Below are 14,930 nucleotides of genomic sequence, written 5' to 3'. Positions count from 1 at the left end.
GCCCTTTCCGCTGTGCCGTGTCGCTGCCGGCCGGGCTACTTCACGGCCAGCAGCAGCGTGTCGGAGGGCGAGGCCCATACGGCACGGGCTTCCCCGAATCCGGCGTTCCGCAGCGTTTCGGCGTGCCAGCGTACGGAGGGCATCTCCCCGTCGGCGTGCTCGCCGTAGATCTCGTAGCGCTCCGCGGTCGGTCCGGCGAGTACGGGGTCCTTGGCGGCCAGGGCCCACCACTCGGACCAGTCGAGCGCGCCCGCGGCCCTGGCCCGGTCCATCTGGGCGTGGCGGTAGGCGCGTTCGGCGGCGTTGATGCGGGGGGTGTCGCGGTCGATCATGTGGTCGGCGTTCATGAGGACGCCGCCTTCGCGCACGAGCCCGGCGATCTGTCCGTACAGCGTGGCCAGCGGTCCACTGCGCAGCCAGTGCAGGGCGGTGGCGGTGAGGACCGCGTCGTACGAGTCGTACGGCAGCTCGGTCACCCAGTCGGGGTCCTTGAGATCGGCCGTCACGAAGCCGACCCGCTCGTCGCCCTCGAAGTAGCCCCGGGCGATGGTCAACAGAGCGGGGTCCAGGTCGACCCCGGTACTGGTGGCCTTCGGGAACCGGCGCAAGAGCCGGTCCGTGATACTTCCCGTACCGCACGCGAGGTCCAGCACCCGGGGCTCGGGTCCCACCAGCGCCTCGACCATGTCGAGCATCACCCGGAACCGCTCCTCGCGATCGGGCATGTACCACTCCTGCTGCCGGTCCCAGCTCTGCTGCCAGGCCCGCCAGTCTGCTCCCGTCATCGTCTCCGACACCGGAACCCTCCCGTCCGTAATACCCTCGAAGCTGTAGCAGCTGTTACGCCGACCCTAGACCGCCGCAGTAAGGACTACAAGTGGAACTGGCCCATTACTCGGACTATGCCGTGCGCCTGGTCAACACCGAGGAGCCGGCCCGCAACAAGGACTCCCTCACCTCGGTCGCGGCCGTCCGGGATCTCTTCGGCGTTTCCGCCCAGGCCGCGCGGCGCGCCACCGACGCGGACGTCACCCGTTTCCGGTCCGTACGGGCCAGGCTGCGCGCGGTCTTCGCCGCGGCCGACGCGGGCGACGAGACCCAGGCGGTCGACCTGCTCAACTCGCTGCTGCTCGAGTTCCCCGTCAACCCGCAGATCTCGGGCCACGACTACCGGGACGAGGACGGCCGGCCCAAGTGGCACATGCACCTGGCCGAGCATCCGTCCAACGCGACAGCGGGGTACGCCGCGATCGCCGCGATGGGGCTCGCGTTCCATCTGACCGAGTACGGAGTCGACCGGCTCGGCCTGTGCCAGGCAGCGCCGTGCCGCAACGCCTATCTGGACACCTCGACCAACCGCTCCCGCCGCTACTGCTCGGACCGCTGCGCCACCCGCGCCAACGTGGCCGCCTACCGCGCCCGCAAGCGCCTCGAGACGGAACGGTCGGACAGCACCGGCCTCACCGCCGAGAACGCCCAGGCGGCGACCCCGCGCACGGATCGCTGATCCCGCGCGAGCGGCCGGTACCTGCCGCGTACCCGCCCCAGGAGCAGCTCATGGGGCACCGTGCCGAACAGCCGGCTGTCCCCCTCCGCCCCCGGATTGTCGCCGAGCACCCACCAGCCGTCCTCGCGCCGCTCGACGAGCCGCTTGACGATGAGCAGGTCCTGCTGGAGCGGATGACGCAGCACGGCGACGTCGCCGGGCCGCACCTCCGCGCCGTAGTGCACCAGCAGTTGATCCCCGTGCTTGAGCGTCGGGTACATGGAAGGACCTGTCACCTCGGCGACCCCGAACGGCACTTTCGGCTCCCGCCCCTGATCGGTCATCCGCCACCTCCGAGTCCCACGGTATGTTCGCCCACCAGTCCCATACTGGCCCTGGACTTTTGTCCTAAGCCCTAGGGGGCACTCGCGAAAACACGTCTCTCACGGAGTAATGTCCCACCTGAGAAGACGATCACGAGGAAGGACAGCTCAATGCTCTCCCGCCTGTTTGCCCCGAAGGTGAAGGTCAGCGCCCACTGCGACCTGCCTTGCGGTGTCTACGACCCGGCCCAGGCCCGTATTGAGGCCGAGTCGGTCAAGGCCGTCCAGGAGAAGTTCCAGGCCAACGAGGACCCGCACTTCCGGGCCCGCGCCACGGTCATCAAGGAGCAGCGCGCGGAGCTCGCCAAGCACCACGTCTCGGTGCTGTGGAGCGACTACTTCAAGCCGCCGCACTTCGAGAAGTACCCCGAGCTGCACCAGCTGGTCAACGACGCCCTCAAGGCGCTGTCGGCCGCGAAGGCATCGACGGACCCGGCGACCGGCCAGAAGGCGCTGGACTACATCGCCCAGATCGACAAGATCTTCTGGGAGACCAAGAAGGCCTGACCTTCGCGGTCACGTCTTTCGCGTAGGCATATCGCGTACGTACGACAGCACCCGGCATCCGCGCGGAGCCGGGTGCTGTCGGCGTTATGCCGCACCTTCCTCCGCGGATCCGGTCCGCCGGCTGTGCAGGACCACCATGCCGAGCACCGCCGCGGCCAGCAACGCCAGGGCGAGCAGGGCGGGAAGCAGGACGACGAGCCCGCCCGCGGCAAGGCAGGCGAGGCCGCCGATGATGAAGACGAGGGAGCGCCGGCCGCTGGTGCGCAGGAGGATCGCCGCCGCCGCGAGCAGGAAGACGCCCACGCCGCCGGTGAGCGCCCATGCCACCACGCCGTGCAGCGGCTCGGACAGGTCGTAGTGCTCGCTGTCGGCGACCTGGTGGAGCACCTTCTTCATGCCGAGCGCGGTGAGCACGATGCCCCCGACGAGCGGCAGGTGCAGGAAGGTGTACGCATCCCGTGCCAGGCGGGTGCGGTCGTCACCCTCCAAAGCGGTCAGGCGCTCTTCGGCCGGCTCGCTGAGCTGGCGGAAGTACAGGCGCCACAGCCCGGCGACGACCAACAGGCCCGCGGCGGCCCCGGCGAGAACCGGTGTGGAGATGGGGAGGCCGGACACCCCCACGCCGATCGCGACGATCGACTCGCCCAGCGCGATGATGACGATCAGTCCGTGCCGTTCGGCGAAGTGGCCCGGCGAGGCGACCCGCCAGCCCGAGGAGCCGGTGAGGTAGATGCCGCTGTAGTCGATGACAACCGCACCGAGCCAGATGAGCACCTGTGTCAGGCCCGTGAAGGCGCTGCCGACCAGGAGCAGGACGAACGGCGGTGCCACCGAGAGCAGTGCGGTACGGCGCAGCGTGGCATGGAGCGCCTCGTCGCCGGGGCTGGAGATCCAGTACGTGACGAGGTGCAGGACGCGGACCGCGCCGTAGCAGAGGACGAACACGAGCGGTGCGTACAGGCCGCCGGGCAGGTCGTCGTAGACCTCCGGCACGGTGACCGAGACGACCAGCACCACCGCCATCACGGCGACCAGCACGGCGAACATCGCCCCGGAGTCCGCGCGGACGACATTGCCCAGCCAGGCGAAGCAGCACCAGCACCACCACAGCAGGGCGAGCACAACTCCCCCGCCGAGCAGCCGAAGCAGGGAGGGGTCGGCCGCCATCAGTGCCGTGACCTGCGTGATCGCGTACACGAACACCAAGTCGAAGAACAGCTCGGCAGGCGTCACCCGGTGACCGCCCTCCGTGGCGATCAACCCGGAACGCTCTCTACCTGTCGGCACGGCCTCTCCCCCTCCGGCGCCCATCCCTGGGTCGGCTGATTCCGCGCGGAACAATACAGACGATGCGGGGTCCGCAACCGTTCATCACTCGCCCAGAGCCTGCCGGATGTTGGCCCTCACCATGACCGGCGAGCAGATGTCAGGCCGCCGGCGCATGCGGCAGAGGGCGCTTGTGCCGCAGCAGCCACTGCCGGTATGCGGCCGCGCGCAGCGCCGCCTCCCGGTAGGCGGCCGCCAGTTCCGCGTACACCGCCTCGTGCAGCTCCTCGCAGGCTCCGGGTCTTCGGAACAGCAGTAGCCGGACGGCGAGCGGGTCGCCCCGCAGTGGACGGATCGCCATGTCCTCGCGCGGGCCCGAGGTCGGCTGGCAGGGTGCCACGGCCTCGCCGATCGCGATCAGGGACGCCGCTGTGTGGTAATCACCGTGCAGAACGGGCGGGTTGAGCCCCGCCGCTCGCAGGACGCGGCGCAGGCCGTCCCACTCGCCGTCCACCGTCGGGTCGACCATCCAGCGGTCCTCTGCCAGATCGGCGAGTTCCACGACGGGAGCGGCGGCGGCCGGATGGTCGCGGGACATGGAGATGAACTGCGGCTCGCGCTCGACCAGTACGCGTGAGGTCAGGGCGTCCGGGACCAGGAGGGGGCATCCCTCCACCTCGTGCACGAAGGCGATGTCGAGCTGGCCCGCCGCGACCATCCTGAGCAGGGCGTTCGCGGAGACATCCACATGCAGTGAGATGTCGGTGGCGGGCAGCCGCTGCCGCAGTCGGCGCAGCCAGTCGGCAAGCACCCGGCTGGCGGTGGAGCCGATGCGCAGCCTGGGGCCGCCTGCCCGGGCGGCCGACGCCTTGGCCTCGACGACGAGTGCGGCCATTTCGGCCAGCAGGGGGCGGGCACGGCTCAGGACGGAGCGGCCGAGCGGGGTCGGCCGGCAGCCGGTGCGTTCACGCGAGAAGAGCTCCGCGCCCAGGGAGTTCTCGATCCGCCGCAGCTGGGTGGTCAAGGACGGCTGGCTGACGCCCAGTTGCCGGGCGGCTTTGTGCAGGCTGCCGGTGTCCGCTATGGCGCACAGCGCACGGAGGTGCCTCACCTCGAGCTCCATGACCAGAGGGTAAAGCCAGCCCCAACAGTCACACCAGACACCGTAGTTGGGGCACAAGGGACTGACCGGAACATGGTGATGCGCTCGAGTTATCGGCCATTGGCATCATCCGCGAGAGGGACCGGCTCCCCGAAACTCTGCCCTACCGAACCCCATCCGCCGGGGTTCACCGGACACGTAGGAGCCCCCCACATGCGTCACCAGAGAACGTTACTCTCCGCCGTACTCGGCCTCGGTCTCGCCGCCGCGCTGAGCGCGGTGCCCGCCACCGCCGCCACGAACACAGGCACGTCGGCCAACTCCCCTGAGGCCGCCGCCGCCCAGTCCTACGCCGCCTACGAAGGGTCCGACGAGGACGCCAAGGCGACCAAGGCCTTCTTCGACGCCGTCGTGAAGTCGGTCGCCGAGAAGCGCGCCGCGAACCCCGGTGCGCAGGCCGTGACCGTCATCTACAGCGCAGGCAACGCCCCGAGCTTCCGCAGCCAGATATCCCGGAGCACCCAGATCTGGAACAGCTCTGTCAGCAATGTGAAGCTCCAGGAAGGCAGCAACCCCGACTTCCGGTACTACGAGGGCAACGACTCCCGCGGCTCGTACGCGAGCACCGACGGACACGGCAGCGGCTACATCTTCCTCGACTACCGCCAGAACCAGCAGTACAACTCCACCCGCGTCACGGCCCACGAGACCGGGCACGTGCTGGGCCTGCCGGACCACTACTCGGGCCCGTGCAGCGAGCTGATGTCGGGCGGCGGCCCCGGCACGTCCTGCCAGAACGCCTACCCGAACGCGCAGGAGCGCTCCCGCGTGGACCGGCTGTGGGCGAACGGCCTGGCAGCGGCGCTCGCCCGCGTCTCCTGACCGGATCTCCACGAACGCCGGGGCGTCCCTCCACGAAAGTGAGGGGCGCCCCTCCGCCGCTTCGCGCTTAGGCTGGTCGCATGACGACGAGCCCGAGTGAGCGTCCCGAGACGCTGTACGAGGCCGTGGGCGGCATGGACGTCCTCCGACGGCTGAGCAACACCTTCTACGAGGCTGTCCTCGCCGATCCGCTGCTCGCCCCCGTCTTCGCCGACTTCACGCCCACCCATATCGAGCATGTCGCCGTCTGGCTCGCCGAGATCTTCGACGGTCCGGCCCGCTTCACCGCCGAACTGGGCGGACACCAGACTCTGCTCCGGGCCCACCTCGGGCTTTCGGTCACCGAGGAGCAGCGACTGCGCTGGATGGAGCTGATGACCGCGGCGGTGGAGAAGGAGCTCCCGGACGACGAGCTGCTGCGCCGCCGGGTGATGGAGTACTTCGACTGGGGTACGAAGATCGCCCGGTCGGTCTCGGCCGACCCGGCGGGCACGGACCTCGGCGATCCGGGCCCGACCCCGCGCTGGGGCTGGAACGGCCTGCGCTGAGGCCGCAACCGTGCGGCTGTCGCCGTACGACCATCACCGTACGACCGTCCCGCATGACCCTCCCGCATGACCGTCACCGTATGGCGTCAGGCACCCACCGGCGTCCGCACCACGAACTCCGCGCCGGGCGGCAGCTGCCTGCGTATCCGGCTGAGCGCATCACCGAAGTCGCCCCCGGCGACACCGGATTCGTACGCCGCCCCGCCGTAGTGCAGGGTCAGGTTGAGGTCCGCACGGTCGAGCGGGCCGCCGTCCTGCGGTGGCTCGCCGAGCGTCAGCAGACAGCTGAGCGTGGCTTGTTCGACACTCCCGTCCCACTGCACGGGAAGCGGCATGTCCCACTCCAGTACACAGGAGGACAGCACCCCGTCCGCGCCCACCGGCTCCAGAGCGGCGAAGGTCTCCCCTGCGTACTCAACACCCTTGATACGCGTGCGCAGTTGGCGCCCGCTCGCGGCGATCGTGACCGCTTCCGCGCCCGTGCGGTCGCGGTACCAGCCCGCCCACACTTCCGTCGACTCCGATGACATGGCGCGGACTGTAGCGGTACGCACCCCTCCGCTGAACAGGCGGGATGCCTCAAGCGGTCCCGACCGGGGCGCCGGGCCCGTCGCCCGCCTCACCGCCGGGCTCGTCGGTGTGCTCCGTGTCCCGCTGTCCGCCTCGCGGCTCAGCCCGCTGCCCGCCCGGATGCTCTCCCTCGGTGTCGACGGACTGAGGGCATTCGGGATTGTGGCAGGGGCCCGGCCCCCAGAGGGGGACGAAGGTCCCGAGAGTCTTGTGCCGCTTCACGACCGTGACGACAGGCTGTCCGCACGCAGGGCACACATGCTCGGCCCCCGGGTCATGAAGGATCTCACGTCGTTGGCTGCCCATGCCTCCAGGATATGGCGGTTTGGGCAAGCCCGACAGCTCAGCGCATGCGCCGGGTGACGAACTCCGCCAGGGCAAGGAGATCGCCCGCCGCCGCCAGATCCGGGACCGCGCGGGCGAGCTCGTGGACGGCCCGGGCCATCCGGTCCGCCGCCTGCAGCTGCGCCCAGTCACGGCCGCCTGACCTGTCCACTGCGTCCGCGGCCCGGCGCACCGCAGCGGCGTTCATGGGGCGGCGGTAGAGCTCGGCCAGTTCCGCCCCGGCCGGGGTGCCCGAGGTCAGGGCGGCGACCACCGGCAGGGACTTCTTGTGGGCGGCCAGATCGGCGCCGGCCGGTTTGCCCGTACGCTCCGGGTCGCCCCAGATCCCGATCAGATCGTCGATGAGCTGGAAGGCGAGCCCGGCCTCCCGGCCGAAGGCGTCCAGGGCAGCGGTCTCCTCCTCGCCCGCTCCCGCGTACAGGGCGCCGACCGCGCAGGCGCAGCCCAGCAGCGCCCCGGTCTTGGCCGTCGCCATGGCGAGGCACTCGTCGAGCGAGACCTCGTGCGGGGCACGTTCCTCGAAGGCCCGGTCCGCCTGCTGCCCCGCGCACAGTTCGATCACACAGGCCGCGAGCCGCTCCGACGCGGCGCCGGCCGCCGGATGCCGGTCCTCGGCGAGCAGTCGCAGCGCGAGGGCGAGCATGGCGTCGCCCGCGATGATCGCGTCCGGAATGCCGAAGACGGTCCAGGCGGTGGGGCGGTGTCTGCGGGTGGGGTCCTCGTCGATGACGTCGTCGTGGAGCAGCGTGAAGTTGTGCGCCAGCTCGACGGCGGTCGCCGCCCGCACCGCGTGCTGCGGGTCCCCGCCCAGTGCCCGGGCCGCGGCCAGCACGAGCGCGGGCCTGATTGCCCTGCCCGCCGAGCCCGCGGCCGGGGTGCCGTCCGCGTGCTCCCAGCCGAAGTGGTACATCGCGACACGGCGCACGGATCCGGGCAGCGACTCCACGGTGGTGCGCAGTTGGGGATGGACGGCTGCACGGGTGCGTTCGAGGAGGGCGACGGCCTCACCGGCCTCGACGGTGTCGGACATGGTCAACCGGGCAGTCCTTTCCAGGCGTTGGACCAGGTGGTGAGGGAACGGGGGCCGGGGGCGCGGGTGCGGTACCGCGCCCCCGGCCGGCCCGGTCACCGCCAGCGGCTCACCTCGACGTTCTCCAGAACACCGAGCGCGTCCGGCACCAGCACGGCCGCCGAGTAGTAGGCCGTGACGAGGTACGAGATGATCGCCTGCTCGTCGATGCCCATGAAGCGGACGGAGAGGCTGGGCTCGATCTCGTCGGGGATCCCGCTCTGCTGGAGGCCGATGACGCCCTGGTCGGCCTCGCCCGTACGCATGCAGATGATCGAGGTGGTCCTGGCCTCGGTGACCGGGATCTTGTTGCAGGGGAAGATCGGAACACCGCGCCAGGCGGGCACATGCTGCCCCGCGATCTCCACGCTGTCGGGGACCAGTCCGCGCCTGTTGCACTCGCGCCCGAAGGCGGCGATGGCCCGCGGATGGGCGAGGAACAGCTTCGAACCGCGCCGCCTCGAGAGCAGTTCGTCCATGTCGTCGGGGCTGGGCACGCCGTCGTGCGGCTGCAGCCGCTGGTCGTAGTCGCAGTTGTTCAGCAGGCCGAACTCGCGGTTGTTGATCAGCTCGTGCTCCTGGCGCTCGCGCAGCGCCTCGACCGTGAGCCGCAACTGCTGCTCGGTCTGATTCATCGGCTGGTTGTAGAGGTCGGCGACCCGGCTGTGGACCTTCAGCACGGTCTGGGCGACGCTCAGTTCGTATTCGCGCGGCGCCGCGTCGTAGTCGACATAGGTGTGCGGGACGACGGCTTCGCCGACATGGCCCGCGGACAGGTCGATGGCCGCCTCGCCGTACTTGTTGGTGCGCTGGTGCGGAAGTGCCGCCTGCCCGTCCAGATGCGCACGCAGCGAACCCGCGCGCTCCGCAAGGTTCAGCACATCGGCCCGGGTGAGCACGAGCGCCGTGCACGCGGTCGCGGCGCGTGCGGTGTACTCCCAGGGGGCGTCCCCGTCGAGCAGCGCGTGGTCGCCGAAGTACGAGCCGTCGGCGAGGACTCCGAGCACCGTCTCGTCGCCGTACGGACCGGTGCCGATCTGCTCCACCCGGCCGTGGGCCAGCAGAAAGATCCGGTCCGCCGCCGAACCGGAGGCGGCGAGCACCTCACCGGCCGCGAACTCCCGCTGCTCGCAGCGGTTGGCCAGCTCGGTGAAGACCGCCTCGTCGTCGAACTCCCGCAGGGCGGGCAACTCGGCGAGCTCGGCGGGGATGACCGCCACCCGGTCGCCCGTCTGCACGAACGTCACCCGCCCGTCGCCGACCGAGTAGCTCAGGCGGCGGTTCACGCGGTAGGTGCCGCCCTGTACCTGCACCCACGGCAGCATGCGCAGCAGCCACCGGGAGGTGATCTCCTGCATCTGCGGTGCGGACTTCGTGGTTGTCGCAAGGTTCCGCGCAGCGGCCGTACCAAGACTCTGCTGCTTCGGCGTCTGCTGTTCGCGGACTTCGTCGCCGACAGAACCAACCGAGCCAACCGACATGGGACTCCCTCTCGATCACGGGTCTGACCTGCGTCTGCAAGCCTTCCAGTACGGAGAGTCCTCGCACCATTACACAAATGGATGGGACTAGTTCGACCTCGGCGGGGCAGGTACGGCCGATCGCCGCTGGCCTGATCTGTTCGCACCCCCGTACCAACATATGGTCATTCCAAGGGAGTTGGGAGTAAAAGCGCGGTACGGCACATTTGACGCGCACCCCCTCACCTCCCCAAGGAGCCAGCCATGTCCCCACCCATGCCCGCGAGCAGTTTCCTCGACGCACTGCGCGACGAGGGGCTGACAGTCGTCGAGGTCGGCGAATGGCGCACACACAACCGCAACCACAAGGGCCCTTGGGGCCCGGTGCACGGCGTGATGATCCACCACACCGTCACCCAAGGCACCGCGAACACCGTCCGTATCTGCAAAGACGGCTTCGAGGCGCTGCCGGGGCCGCTGTGCCACGGAGTCATCACCAAGGACGGCACGGTCCATCTCGTCGGCTACGGCCGCGCCAACCACGCCGGGCTCGGTGACGACGATGTCCTGAACGCCGTCATCGCGGAGAAGGCGCTGCCCGCCGACAACGAGGCGAACACGGACGGAAACCGCCATTTCTACGGATTCGAGTGCGAGAACCTCGGTGACGGCAAGGACCCCTGGCCCGAGGTCCAGCTGGAGGCGATCGAGCGGGCGGCCGCGGCGGTCTGCCGCCACCACGGCTGGACAGCCCGCTCAGTGATCGGCCACCTCGAATGGCAGCCGGGAAAGGTCGACCCCCGGGGCTTCACGATGGACGCCATGCGCGCACGCATCCATGACCGTCTGAAGTGACAATGGGTGCGTGACCAGGGAAGCGCTCGATCTCACCACCGTCCTGCGGCCGCGACTGCCGTCGCCGCTGCAGCCGGTCGAGGACGAGCGCTTCACCCGGCACGGGATACGTCTGCTGCTCAAACGGGACGATCTGATCCACCCGGACCTCCCGGGCAACAAGTGGCGCAAACTCTCCCGCAACCTTCAGGCGGCAGCGGGCCGCCCGCTGCTGACCTTCGGGGGCGCCTACTCCAACCATCTACGGGCGACCGCCGCGGCGGGCCGCCTGCTGGGCTTCGGGACGACCGGCGTCGTCCGCGGCGACGAACTGGCCTCGCGCCCCCTCAACCCTTCCCTGGCCCGGTGCGCGGCGGACGGCATGCGGCTGGTGTTCGTCTCCCGCTCGCTGTACCGCCGTAAGTCCGAGCCGGACGGGCTGGCGGCGATCCTGGACCTGGCGCGCGCATCGAGCGCCGACGGGGCCGGGATACCGGGGGACATCTACGTCGTACCCGAAGGCGGGAGCAACGCACTGGCCGCCCGTGGCTGCGCCGACCTCGGCCTGGAGCTGGGTAGCGTCGCGGACGTCGTCACCGTCGCCTGCGGCACCGGCGGGACCCTGGCGGGGCTCGCCGCCGGTCTCGCACCCGGCCGGCGTGCCATCGGCTTTCCCGTCCTGGAAGGCGGGTTCCTCACCGACGCGATAGCCCGCCTCCAGCACGAAGCCTTCGGCGACCGCGCGGGCGACTGGTCCCTCGACGAGCGCTTCGCCTTCGGCGGGTACGCCCGCACCACTCCCGAACTCACGGCGTTCGCGGACGACTTCGAAGCCCGTCACGATCTTCCTGTGGAGCGCGTCTACGTCGCCAAGATGCTCTACGGCCTCACCGCGCTGGCCGCCGAAGGCGCGTTCCCGCCCGGCACCACGATCGCCGCGGTGATCACCGGTCAGGACTCCTCGCGATAGGCCGCCGCCTCCTCCAGGTCCAGTCGGCGCAGCAGCGTACGCATCATCTCGTCGTCGATCCGCCGCTGGTCGCGCAGCTGTACGAAGACCTCGCGTTCGGCGTCGATCATCTCCCTCGACAGGCGCCGGTAGGTGTCGTCCGCGGACTCGCCGGTCAGCTCGTTCACGGCGCCCAGCCGCTCCCAGACGGCGTTCCGGCGCCGCTCCAGCACGGTGAGCAGCCGGTCCGCGAGCGGCTGCGGCAGCGCGTTGCGCTCGTCCGCCAGCAGCTCTTCCAGCCGCCGCTCCGCCGCCTGCGAGGCCTCGCTCTGGGCCTGCGCCTCGGCCAGCGTCTCGGCGTACGCGTCGCGCCCCGGCAGCTTCAGCGCCCTGATCAGCGGCGGCAGCGTGAGCCCCTGGATCACCAGCGTGCCGATGACCGTCGTGAAGGTGAGGAACAGCACCAGGTTCCGCGCCGGGAAAGGTTCGTCGTCCGCCGTCGCCAGCGGGATCGAGAAGGCGATCGCGAGCGAGACGACGCCGCGCATCCCGGCCCAGCCCACGATCACCGGCGCGGTCCAGTTGGTGTCCGGTTCGCGCTCCCTGATGCGTTTCGACAGGCCGCGCGGCAGGAAGGTCGCCGGGAAGACCCAGACGAACCGCACCACCACCACGGCCGCGAAGACGCCGGCCGCGTACCAGAGGGTTTCGCCGACGCCGTACCCGCCCAGGCCCTCGATCACGTACGGCAGCTGCAGCCCGATCAGCGCGAAGACGGACGACTCCAGGATGAACGCGACCATCTTCCAGACAGCCTCCTCCTGCAGCCGGGTCGCGAAGTCGACCTGCCAGGCGCGGTGCCCGAGATACAGCGCGACGACGACCACGGCGAGCACTCCGGACGCCCCGACCCACTCGGCCGCCGCGTAGGCGACGAACGGGATGAGCAGCGAGAGCGTGTTCTGGAGGAGCGCTTCCTTCAGATGCGTACGCAGCCAGTGGATCGGAACCATGAGCACCAGGCCGACAGCGACCCCGCCGAGCGACGCCAGCGCGAACTCCGCGATGCCGCCTCCCCAGCTCGCGCCCTCGCCGACGGCGGCGGCGAGCGCCACCTTGTAGGCGGTGATCGCGGTCGCGTCGTTCACCAGGGACTCGCCCTGCAGGATCGTCGTGATCCGGTTCGGCAGTCCCAGCCGCCGGGCGATCGCGGTCGCCGCCACGGCGTCCGGCGGCGCGACGACCGCGCCCAGCACGAGGGCCGCCGTCAGCGGCAGATCCGGCACCAGAAGATAGGCGAGGTAACCGACAGCGACGGTCGCGAAGAGGACATAACCGACGGAGAGCATCGCGACGGGCCGTGCGTTCGCCCGCAGATCGAGATACGAGCTGTCGACGGCGGCCGTGTACAGCAGCGGCGGCAGGATCAGCGGGAGCACGATGTGCGGGTCGAGCGTGTAGTCGGGCACCCCGGGCACATAGGCGGCCAGCAGCCCGGCCGCCACCAGCAGCAGGGGCGCGGGAACCGGTGTCCTTCGGGCCGCCCCGGCGATCGCGGCACTCACCGCGATCAGCGCGATCAGTGGCAATGCGTCCATCTCGCCGATCCCCTGTCCGTACGTATGTCCGTAACCCGCGTCGTAATCTGGCAATCATGAGCGAGTGTTCTCACGTAGCCGAACTGCCCCGCCCCCAGCCGGCTCCCCAGAGCGAGACCTGTGTGGAGTGTCTGACGACCGGCAGCCATCCCGTGCAGCTGCGCATCTGTCTGGTGTGCGGGCATGTGGGGTGCTGCGACTCGTCGCCCCACCGGCATGCGAGCGGGCACTTCAGGCAGACGGGGCATCCGATTATGCAGAGCCTGGAGCCGGGTGCTCCCTGGCGATGGTGTTCCGTCGACGGTTCGATCGTCTGACGCGTGGGTACGTCAACCCTCCGCCGGTTCCTCGCAATTGGACCGCGCAGACCTCTAGCCACTGTGCGTACTCATGTGCTTACCATGAGTGACAGCCATCGACTGGGGGTCCCGGCGACAGGGCACCATGGATCGCGATAGCGTCGCCGGGCCACTACCGGCTACGTACGAAACGTAGCGACGGCTTCGGGATCTCCCCTCCCGTAGCCCCGTTTGAGCTTGTGCCACCTTGGAGGTGAGGGTGTCCCAGATCGCAGGCGAGCCCGGGACTCAGGACTTCGTGGAAGTCCGGCTGCCCGCTGCGGGTGCCTACCTGTCCGTGCTGCGTACGGCCACGGCCGGTCTCGCGGCGCGCTTGGACTTCACCCTCGACGAGATCGAGGACCTTCGGATCGCGGTCGACGAGGCGTGCGCGATCCTGCTCCAGCAGGCCGTTCCCGGTTCCGTCCTCAGCTGCGTGTTCCGGCTCGTCGACGACTCGCTCGAGGTCACGGTCTCGGCACCGACGACCGACGGGCGCGCGCCGGAGCGCGACACCTTCGCCTGGACGGTGCTCTCCGCACTGGCGGGCAAGGTCGACTCATCGGTCGCCGACGACCGTACGGTCACCATCAGCCTGTACAAACAGCGCGGCGCGGGACCCGGTCCGGCGTGAGGGACGGGGACGGTCCGGTGCGGAAGGAGCCACCCGCGGTGACGGGCTTCCCGGAGCAGCAGGCGCGGCCGCACCCGGAGGACGGGCTGGACGGCCAGACGGCCGCGGCGGAGCAGGCGCAGGCGCAGGCAGGGCAGGCGGACCGTATGAGCGAGCACGTGAACGAGCAGCAGCACCACGATCCACATGACCGCAGCGGGGCGCGGGCGATGTTCATCGAGCTGCGCAAGCTGCCCGACGGCTCACCGGAGCGGGCGGAGCTGCGCAACCAGCTGGTGCGGATGCATCTGCCGCTGGTCGAGCACCTGGCCCGGCGCTTCCGCAATCGCGGCGAGCCGCTGGACGATCTGACGCAGGTCGCGACGATCGGCCTGATCAAGTCGGTGGACCGGTTCGACCCGGAGCGCGGTGTCGAGTTCTCGACGTACGCGACCCCGACGGTGGTCGGCGAGATCAAGCGCCACTTCCGCGACAAGGGGTGGGCGGTGCGGGTTCCGCGTCGCCTCCAGGAACTGCGGCTCGCCCTGACGACGGCGACGGCGGAACTGTCCCAGCAGCACGGCCGCTCCCCCACGGTCCACGAACTGGCCGAACGCCTGGGCATCTCGGAGGAGGAGGTCCTGGAGGGCCTGGAGTCCGCGAACGCGTACTCCACGCTGTCCCTGGACGTCCCCGACACGGACGACGAGTCCCCCGCGGTGGCGGACACGCTGGGCGCGGAGGACGAGGCGCTGGAGGGCGTGGAGTACCGGGAGTCGCTGAAGCCGCTGCTGGAGGACCTTCCGCCGCGGGAAAAGCGGATCCTGCTGCTGCGGTTCTTCGGCAACATGACCCAGTCGCAGATCGCGCAGGAGGTGGGCATCTCCCAGATGCACGTCTCCCGCCTCCTGGCCAGAACGCTGGCCCAGCTCCGGGAGAAGCTCCTCGTGGAGGAGTAGGGCCCCGCGGTAGCGGGCCCT

Annotated in this window: 18 protein-coding genes; 9 read left to right on the top strand and 9 right to left on the bottom strand. The window is 70.1% G+C overall.

Features of this window, described 5'->3' with window-relative positions; translation table 11 throughout:
- Nucleotides 1-35 precede the first annotated feature (35 nt).
- Nucleotides 36-785: a class I SAM-dependent methyltransferase gene (locus OG741_RS26570; RefSeq protein WP_405605789.1), complete on the bottom strand. Its 750-nt coding sequence runs from the start codon at nt 783-785 to the stop codon at nt 36-38.
- A 92-nt stretch (nt 786-877) separates the two neighbouring features.
- On the opposite strand from OG741_RS26570, the gene OG741_RS26565 reads away from it, so the two are divergent.
- Entirely contained in the window at nt 878-1,507 is a 630-nt protein-coding gene (locus OG741_RS26565) for a CGNR zinc finger domain-containing protein (protein WP_405601922.1), read from the top strand.
- On the opposite strand, the gene sodX is transcribed toward OG741_RS26565, so the two are convergent.
- Complete coding sequence (gene sodX / locus OG741_RS26560; protein WP_324973142.1) at nt 1,411-1,830, bottom strand: nickel-type superoxide dismutase maturation protease; 420 nt, start codon at nt 1,828-1,830, stop codon at nt 1,411-1,413. The two genes, OG741_RS26565 and sodX, sit on opposite strands and share 97 nt — an antisense overlap.
- Before the next feature lie 150 nt (nt 1,831-1,980).
- Between sodX and sodN the strand changes: the two genes are divergently transcribed.
- On the top strand, nt 1,981-2,376 hold the full coding sequence (sodN, locus tag OG741_RS26555; RefSeq protein ID WP_215095254.1) for a superoxide dismutase, Ni: 396 nt from the start codon (nt 1,981-1,983) through the stop codon (nt 2,374-2,376).
- Nucleotides 2,377-2,460: 84 nt separating this feature from the next.
- Here sodN and OG741_RS26550 read toward each other — a convergent pair whose 3' ends face one another.
- Both OG741_RS26550 and OG741_RS26545 read right to left on the bottom strand, forming a co-directional pair.
- Nucleotides 2,461-3,663: a low temperature requirement protein A gene (locus OG741_RS26550; RefSeq protein WP_405601919.1), complete on the bottom strand. Its 1,203-nt coding sequence runs from the start codon at nt 3,661-3,663 to the stop codon at nt 2,461-2,463.
- Nucleotides 3,664-3,802: 139 nt separating this feature from the next.
- The gene (locus OG741_RS26545) at nt 3,803-4,765 is read right to left on the bottom strand and encodes a LysR family transcriptional regulator (protein WP_405601917.1); all 963 of its coding nucleotides are present in this window, start codon (nt 4,763-4,765) and stop codon (nt 3,803-3,805) included.
- Nucleotides 4,766-4,957: 192 nt separating this feature from the next.
- Between OG741_RS26545 and snpA the strand changes: the two genes are divergently transcribed.
- The gene (gene snpA, locus OG741_RS26540) at nt 4,958-5,626 is read left to right on the top strand and encodes a snapalysin (RefSeq protein WP_405601915.1); all 669 of its coding nucleotides are present in this window, start codon (nt 4,958-4,960) and stop codon (nt 5,624-5,626) included.
- Nucleotides 5,627-5,706: 80 nt separating this feature from the next.
- The gene (locus OG741_RS26535) at nt 5,707-6,174 is read left to right on the top strand and encodes a group II truncated hemoglobin (protein ID WP_405601912.1); all 468 of its coding nucleotides are present in this window, start codon (nt 5,707-5,709) and stop codon (nt 6,172-6,174) included.
- A gap of 86 nt (nt 6,175-6,260) precedes the next feature.
- Here the strand turns inward: OG741_RS26535 and OG741_RS26530 are convergent, their stop codons facing one another.
- The 4 genes from OG741_RS26530 to OG741_RS26515 all read right to left on the bottom strand — a co-directional run bounded on the left by OG741_RS26530 (nt 6,261) and on the right by OG741_RS26515 (nt 9,639).
- Complete coding sequence (locus OG741_RS26530) at nt 6,261-6,704, bottom strand: DUF6304 family protein (RefSeq protein ID WP_405601911.1); 444 nt, start codon at nt 6,702-6,704, stop codon at nt 6,261-6,263.
- 49 nt (nt 6,705-6,753) lie between these two features.
- A complete protein-coding gene (locus OG741_RS26525) occupies nt 6,754-7,050 on the bottom strand; it encodes a hypothetical protein (protein ID WP_405601908.1) in 297 nt (98 codons plus the stop codon).
- Nucleotides 7,051-7,087: 37 nt separating this feature from the next.
- Nucleotides 7,088-8,119, bottom strand: a complete 1,032-nt coding sequence (locus OG741_RS26520) for a family 2 encapsulin nanocompartment cargo protein polyprenyl transferase (protein ID WP_405601906.1) — start codon at nt 8,117-8,119, stop codon at nt 7,088-7,090.
- A gap of 95 nt (nt 8,120-8,214) precedes the next feature.
- Complete coding sequence (locus OG741_RS26515; protein ID WP_405601903.1) at nt 8,215-9,639, bottom strand: family 2B encapsulin nanocompartment shell protein; 1,425 nt, start codon at nt 9,637-9,639, stop codon at nt 8,215-8,217.
- 243 nt (nt 9,640-9,882) lie between these two features.
- Between OG741_RS26515 and OG741_RS26510 the strand changes: the two genes are divergently transcribed.
- Both OG741_RS26510 and OG741_RS26505 read left to right on the top strand, forming a co-directional pair.
- Nucleotides 9,883-10,473, top strand: coding sequence for an N-acetylmuramoyl-L-alanine amidase (locus tag OG741_RS26510; RefSeq protein ID WP_405601900.1), 591 nt, complete (start codon nt 9,883-9,885; stop codon nt 10,471-10,473).
- A gap of 10 nt (nt 10,474-10,483) precedes the next feature.
- Nucleotides 10,484-11,422, top strand: a complete 939-nt coding sequence (locus OG741_RS26505) for a 1-aminocyclopropane-1-carboxylate deaminase/D-cysteine desulfhydrase (RefSeq protein WP_405601898.1) — start codon at nt 10,484-10,486, stop codon at nt 11,420-11,422.
- On the opposite strand, the gene OG741_RS26500 is transcribed toward OG741_RS26505, so the two are convergent.
- Nucleotides 11,404-12,999 (bottom strand): Na+/H+ antiporter, encoded by a 1,596-nt coding sequence (locus OG741_RS26500; RefSeq protein ID WP_405601896.1) that lies wholly within the window; start codon nt 12,997-12,999, stop codon nt 11,404-11,406. The two genes, OG741_RS26505 and OG741_RS26500, sit on opposite strands and share 19 nt — an antisense overlap.
- A gap of 56 nt (nt 13,000-13,055) precedes the next feature.
- On the opposite strand from OG741_RS26500, the gene OG741_RS26495 reads away from it, so the two are divergent.
- The 3 genes from OG741_RS26495 to OG741_RS26485 all read left to right on the top strand — a co-directional run bounded on the left by OG741_RS26495 (nt 13,056) and on the right by OG741_RS26485 (nt 14,909).
- Complete coding sequence (locus OG741_RS26495) at nt 13,056-13,316, top strand: UBP-type zinc finger domain-containing protein (protein WP_405601894.1); 261 nt, start codon at nt 13,056-13,058, stop codon at nt 13,314-13,316.
- 241 nt (nt 13,317-13,557) lie between these two features.
- On the top strand, nt 13,558-13,971 hold the full coding sequence (locus OG741_RS26490) for an anti-sigma regulatory factor (RefSeq protein WP_266487247.1): 414 nt from the start codon (nt 13,558-13,560) through the stop codon (nt 13,969-13,971).
- The gene (locus tag OG741_RS26485; protein WP_405601893.1) at nt 13,968-14,909 is read left to right on the top strand and encodes an RNA polymerase sigma factor SigF; all 942 of its coding nucleotides are present in this window, start codon (nt 13,968-13,970) and stop codon (nt 14,907-14,909) included. The genes OG741_RS26490 and OG741_RS26485 overlap by 4 nt, the downstream gene beginning before the upstream one ends.
- Nucleotides 14,910-14,930 lie beyond the last annotated feature (21 nt).

This window comes from Streptomyces sp. NBC_01410 (genome assembly GCF_045040195.1).
In the GTDB taxonomy this organism is placed as follows: Bacteria; Actinomycetota; Actinomycetes; order Streptomycetales; family Streptomycetaceae; genus Streptomyces.
Note: the sequence above shows the minus strand (reverse complement) of the source record. Positions and strands in the feature narration are given on the sequence as shown.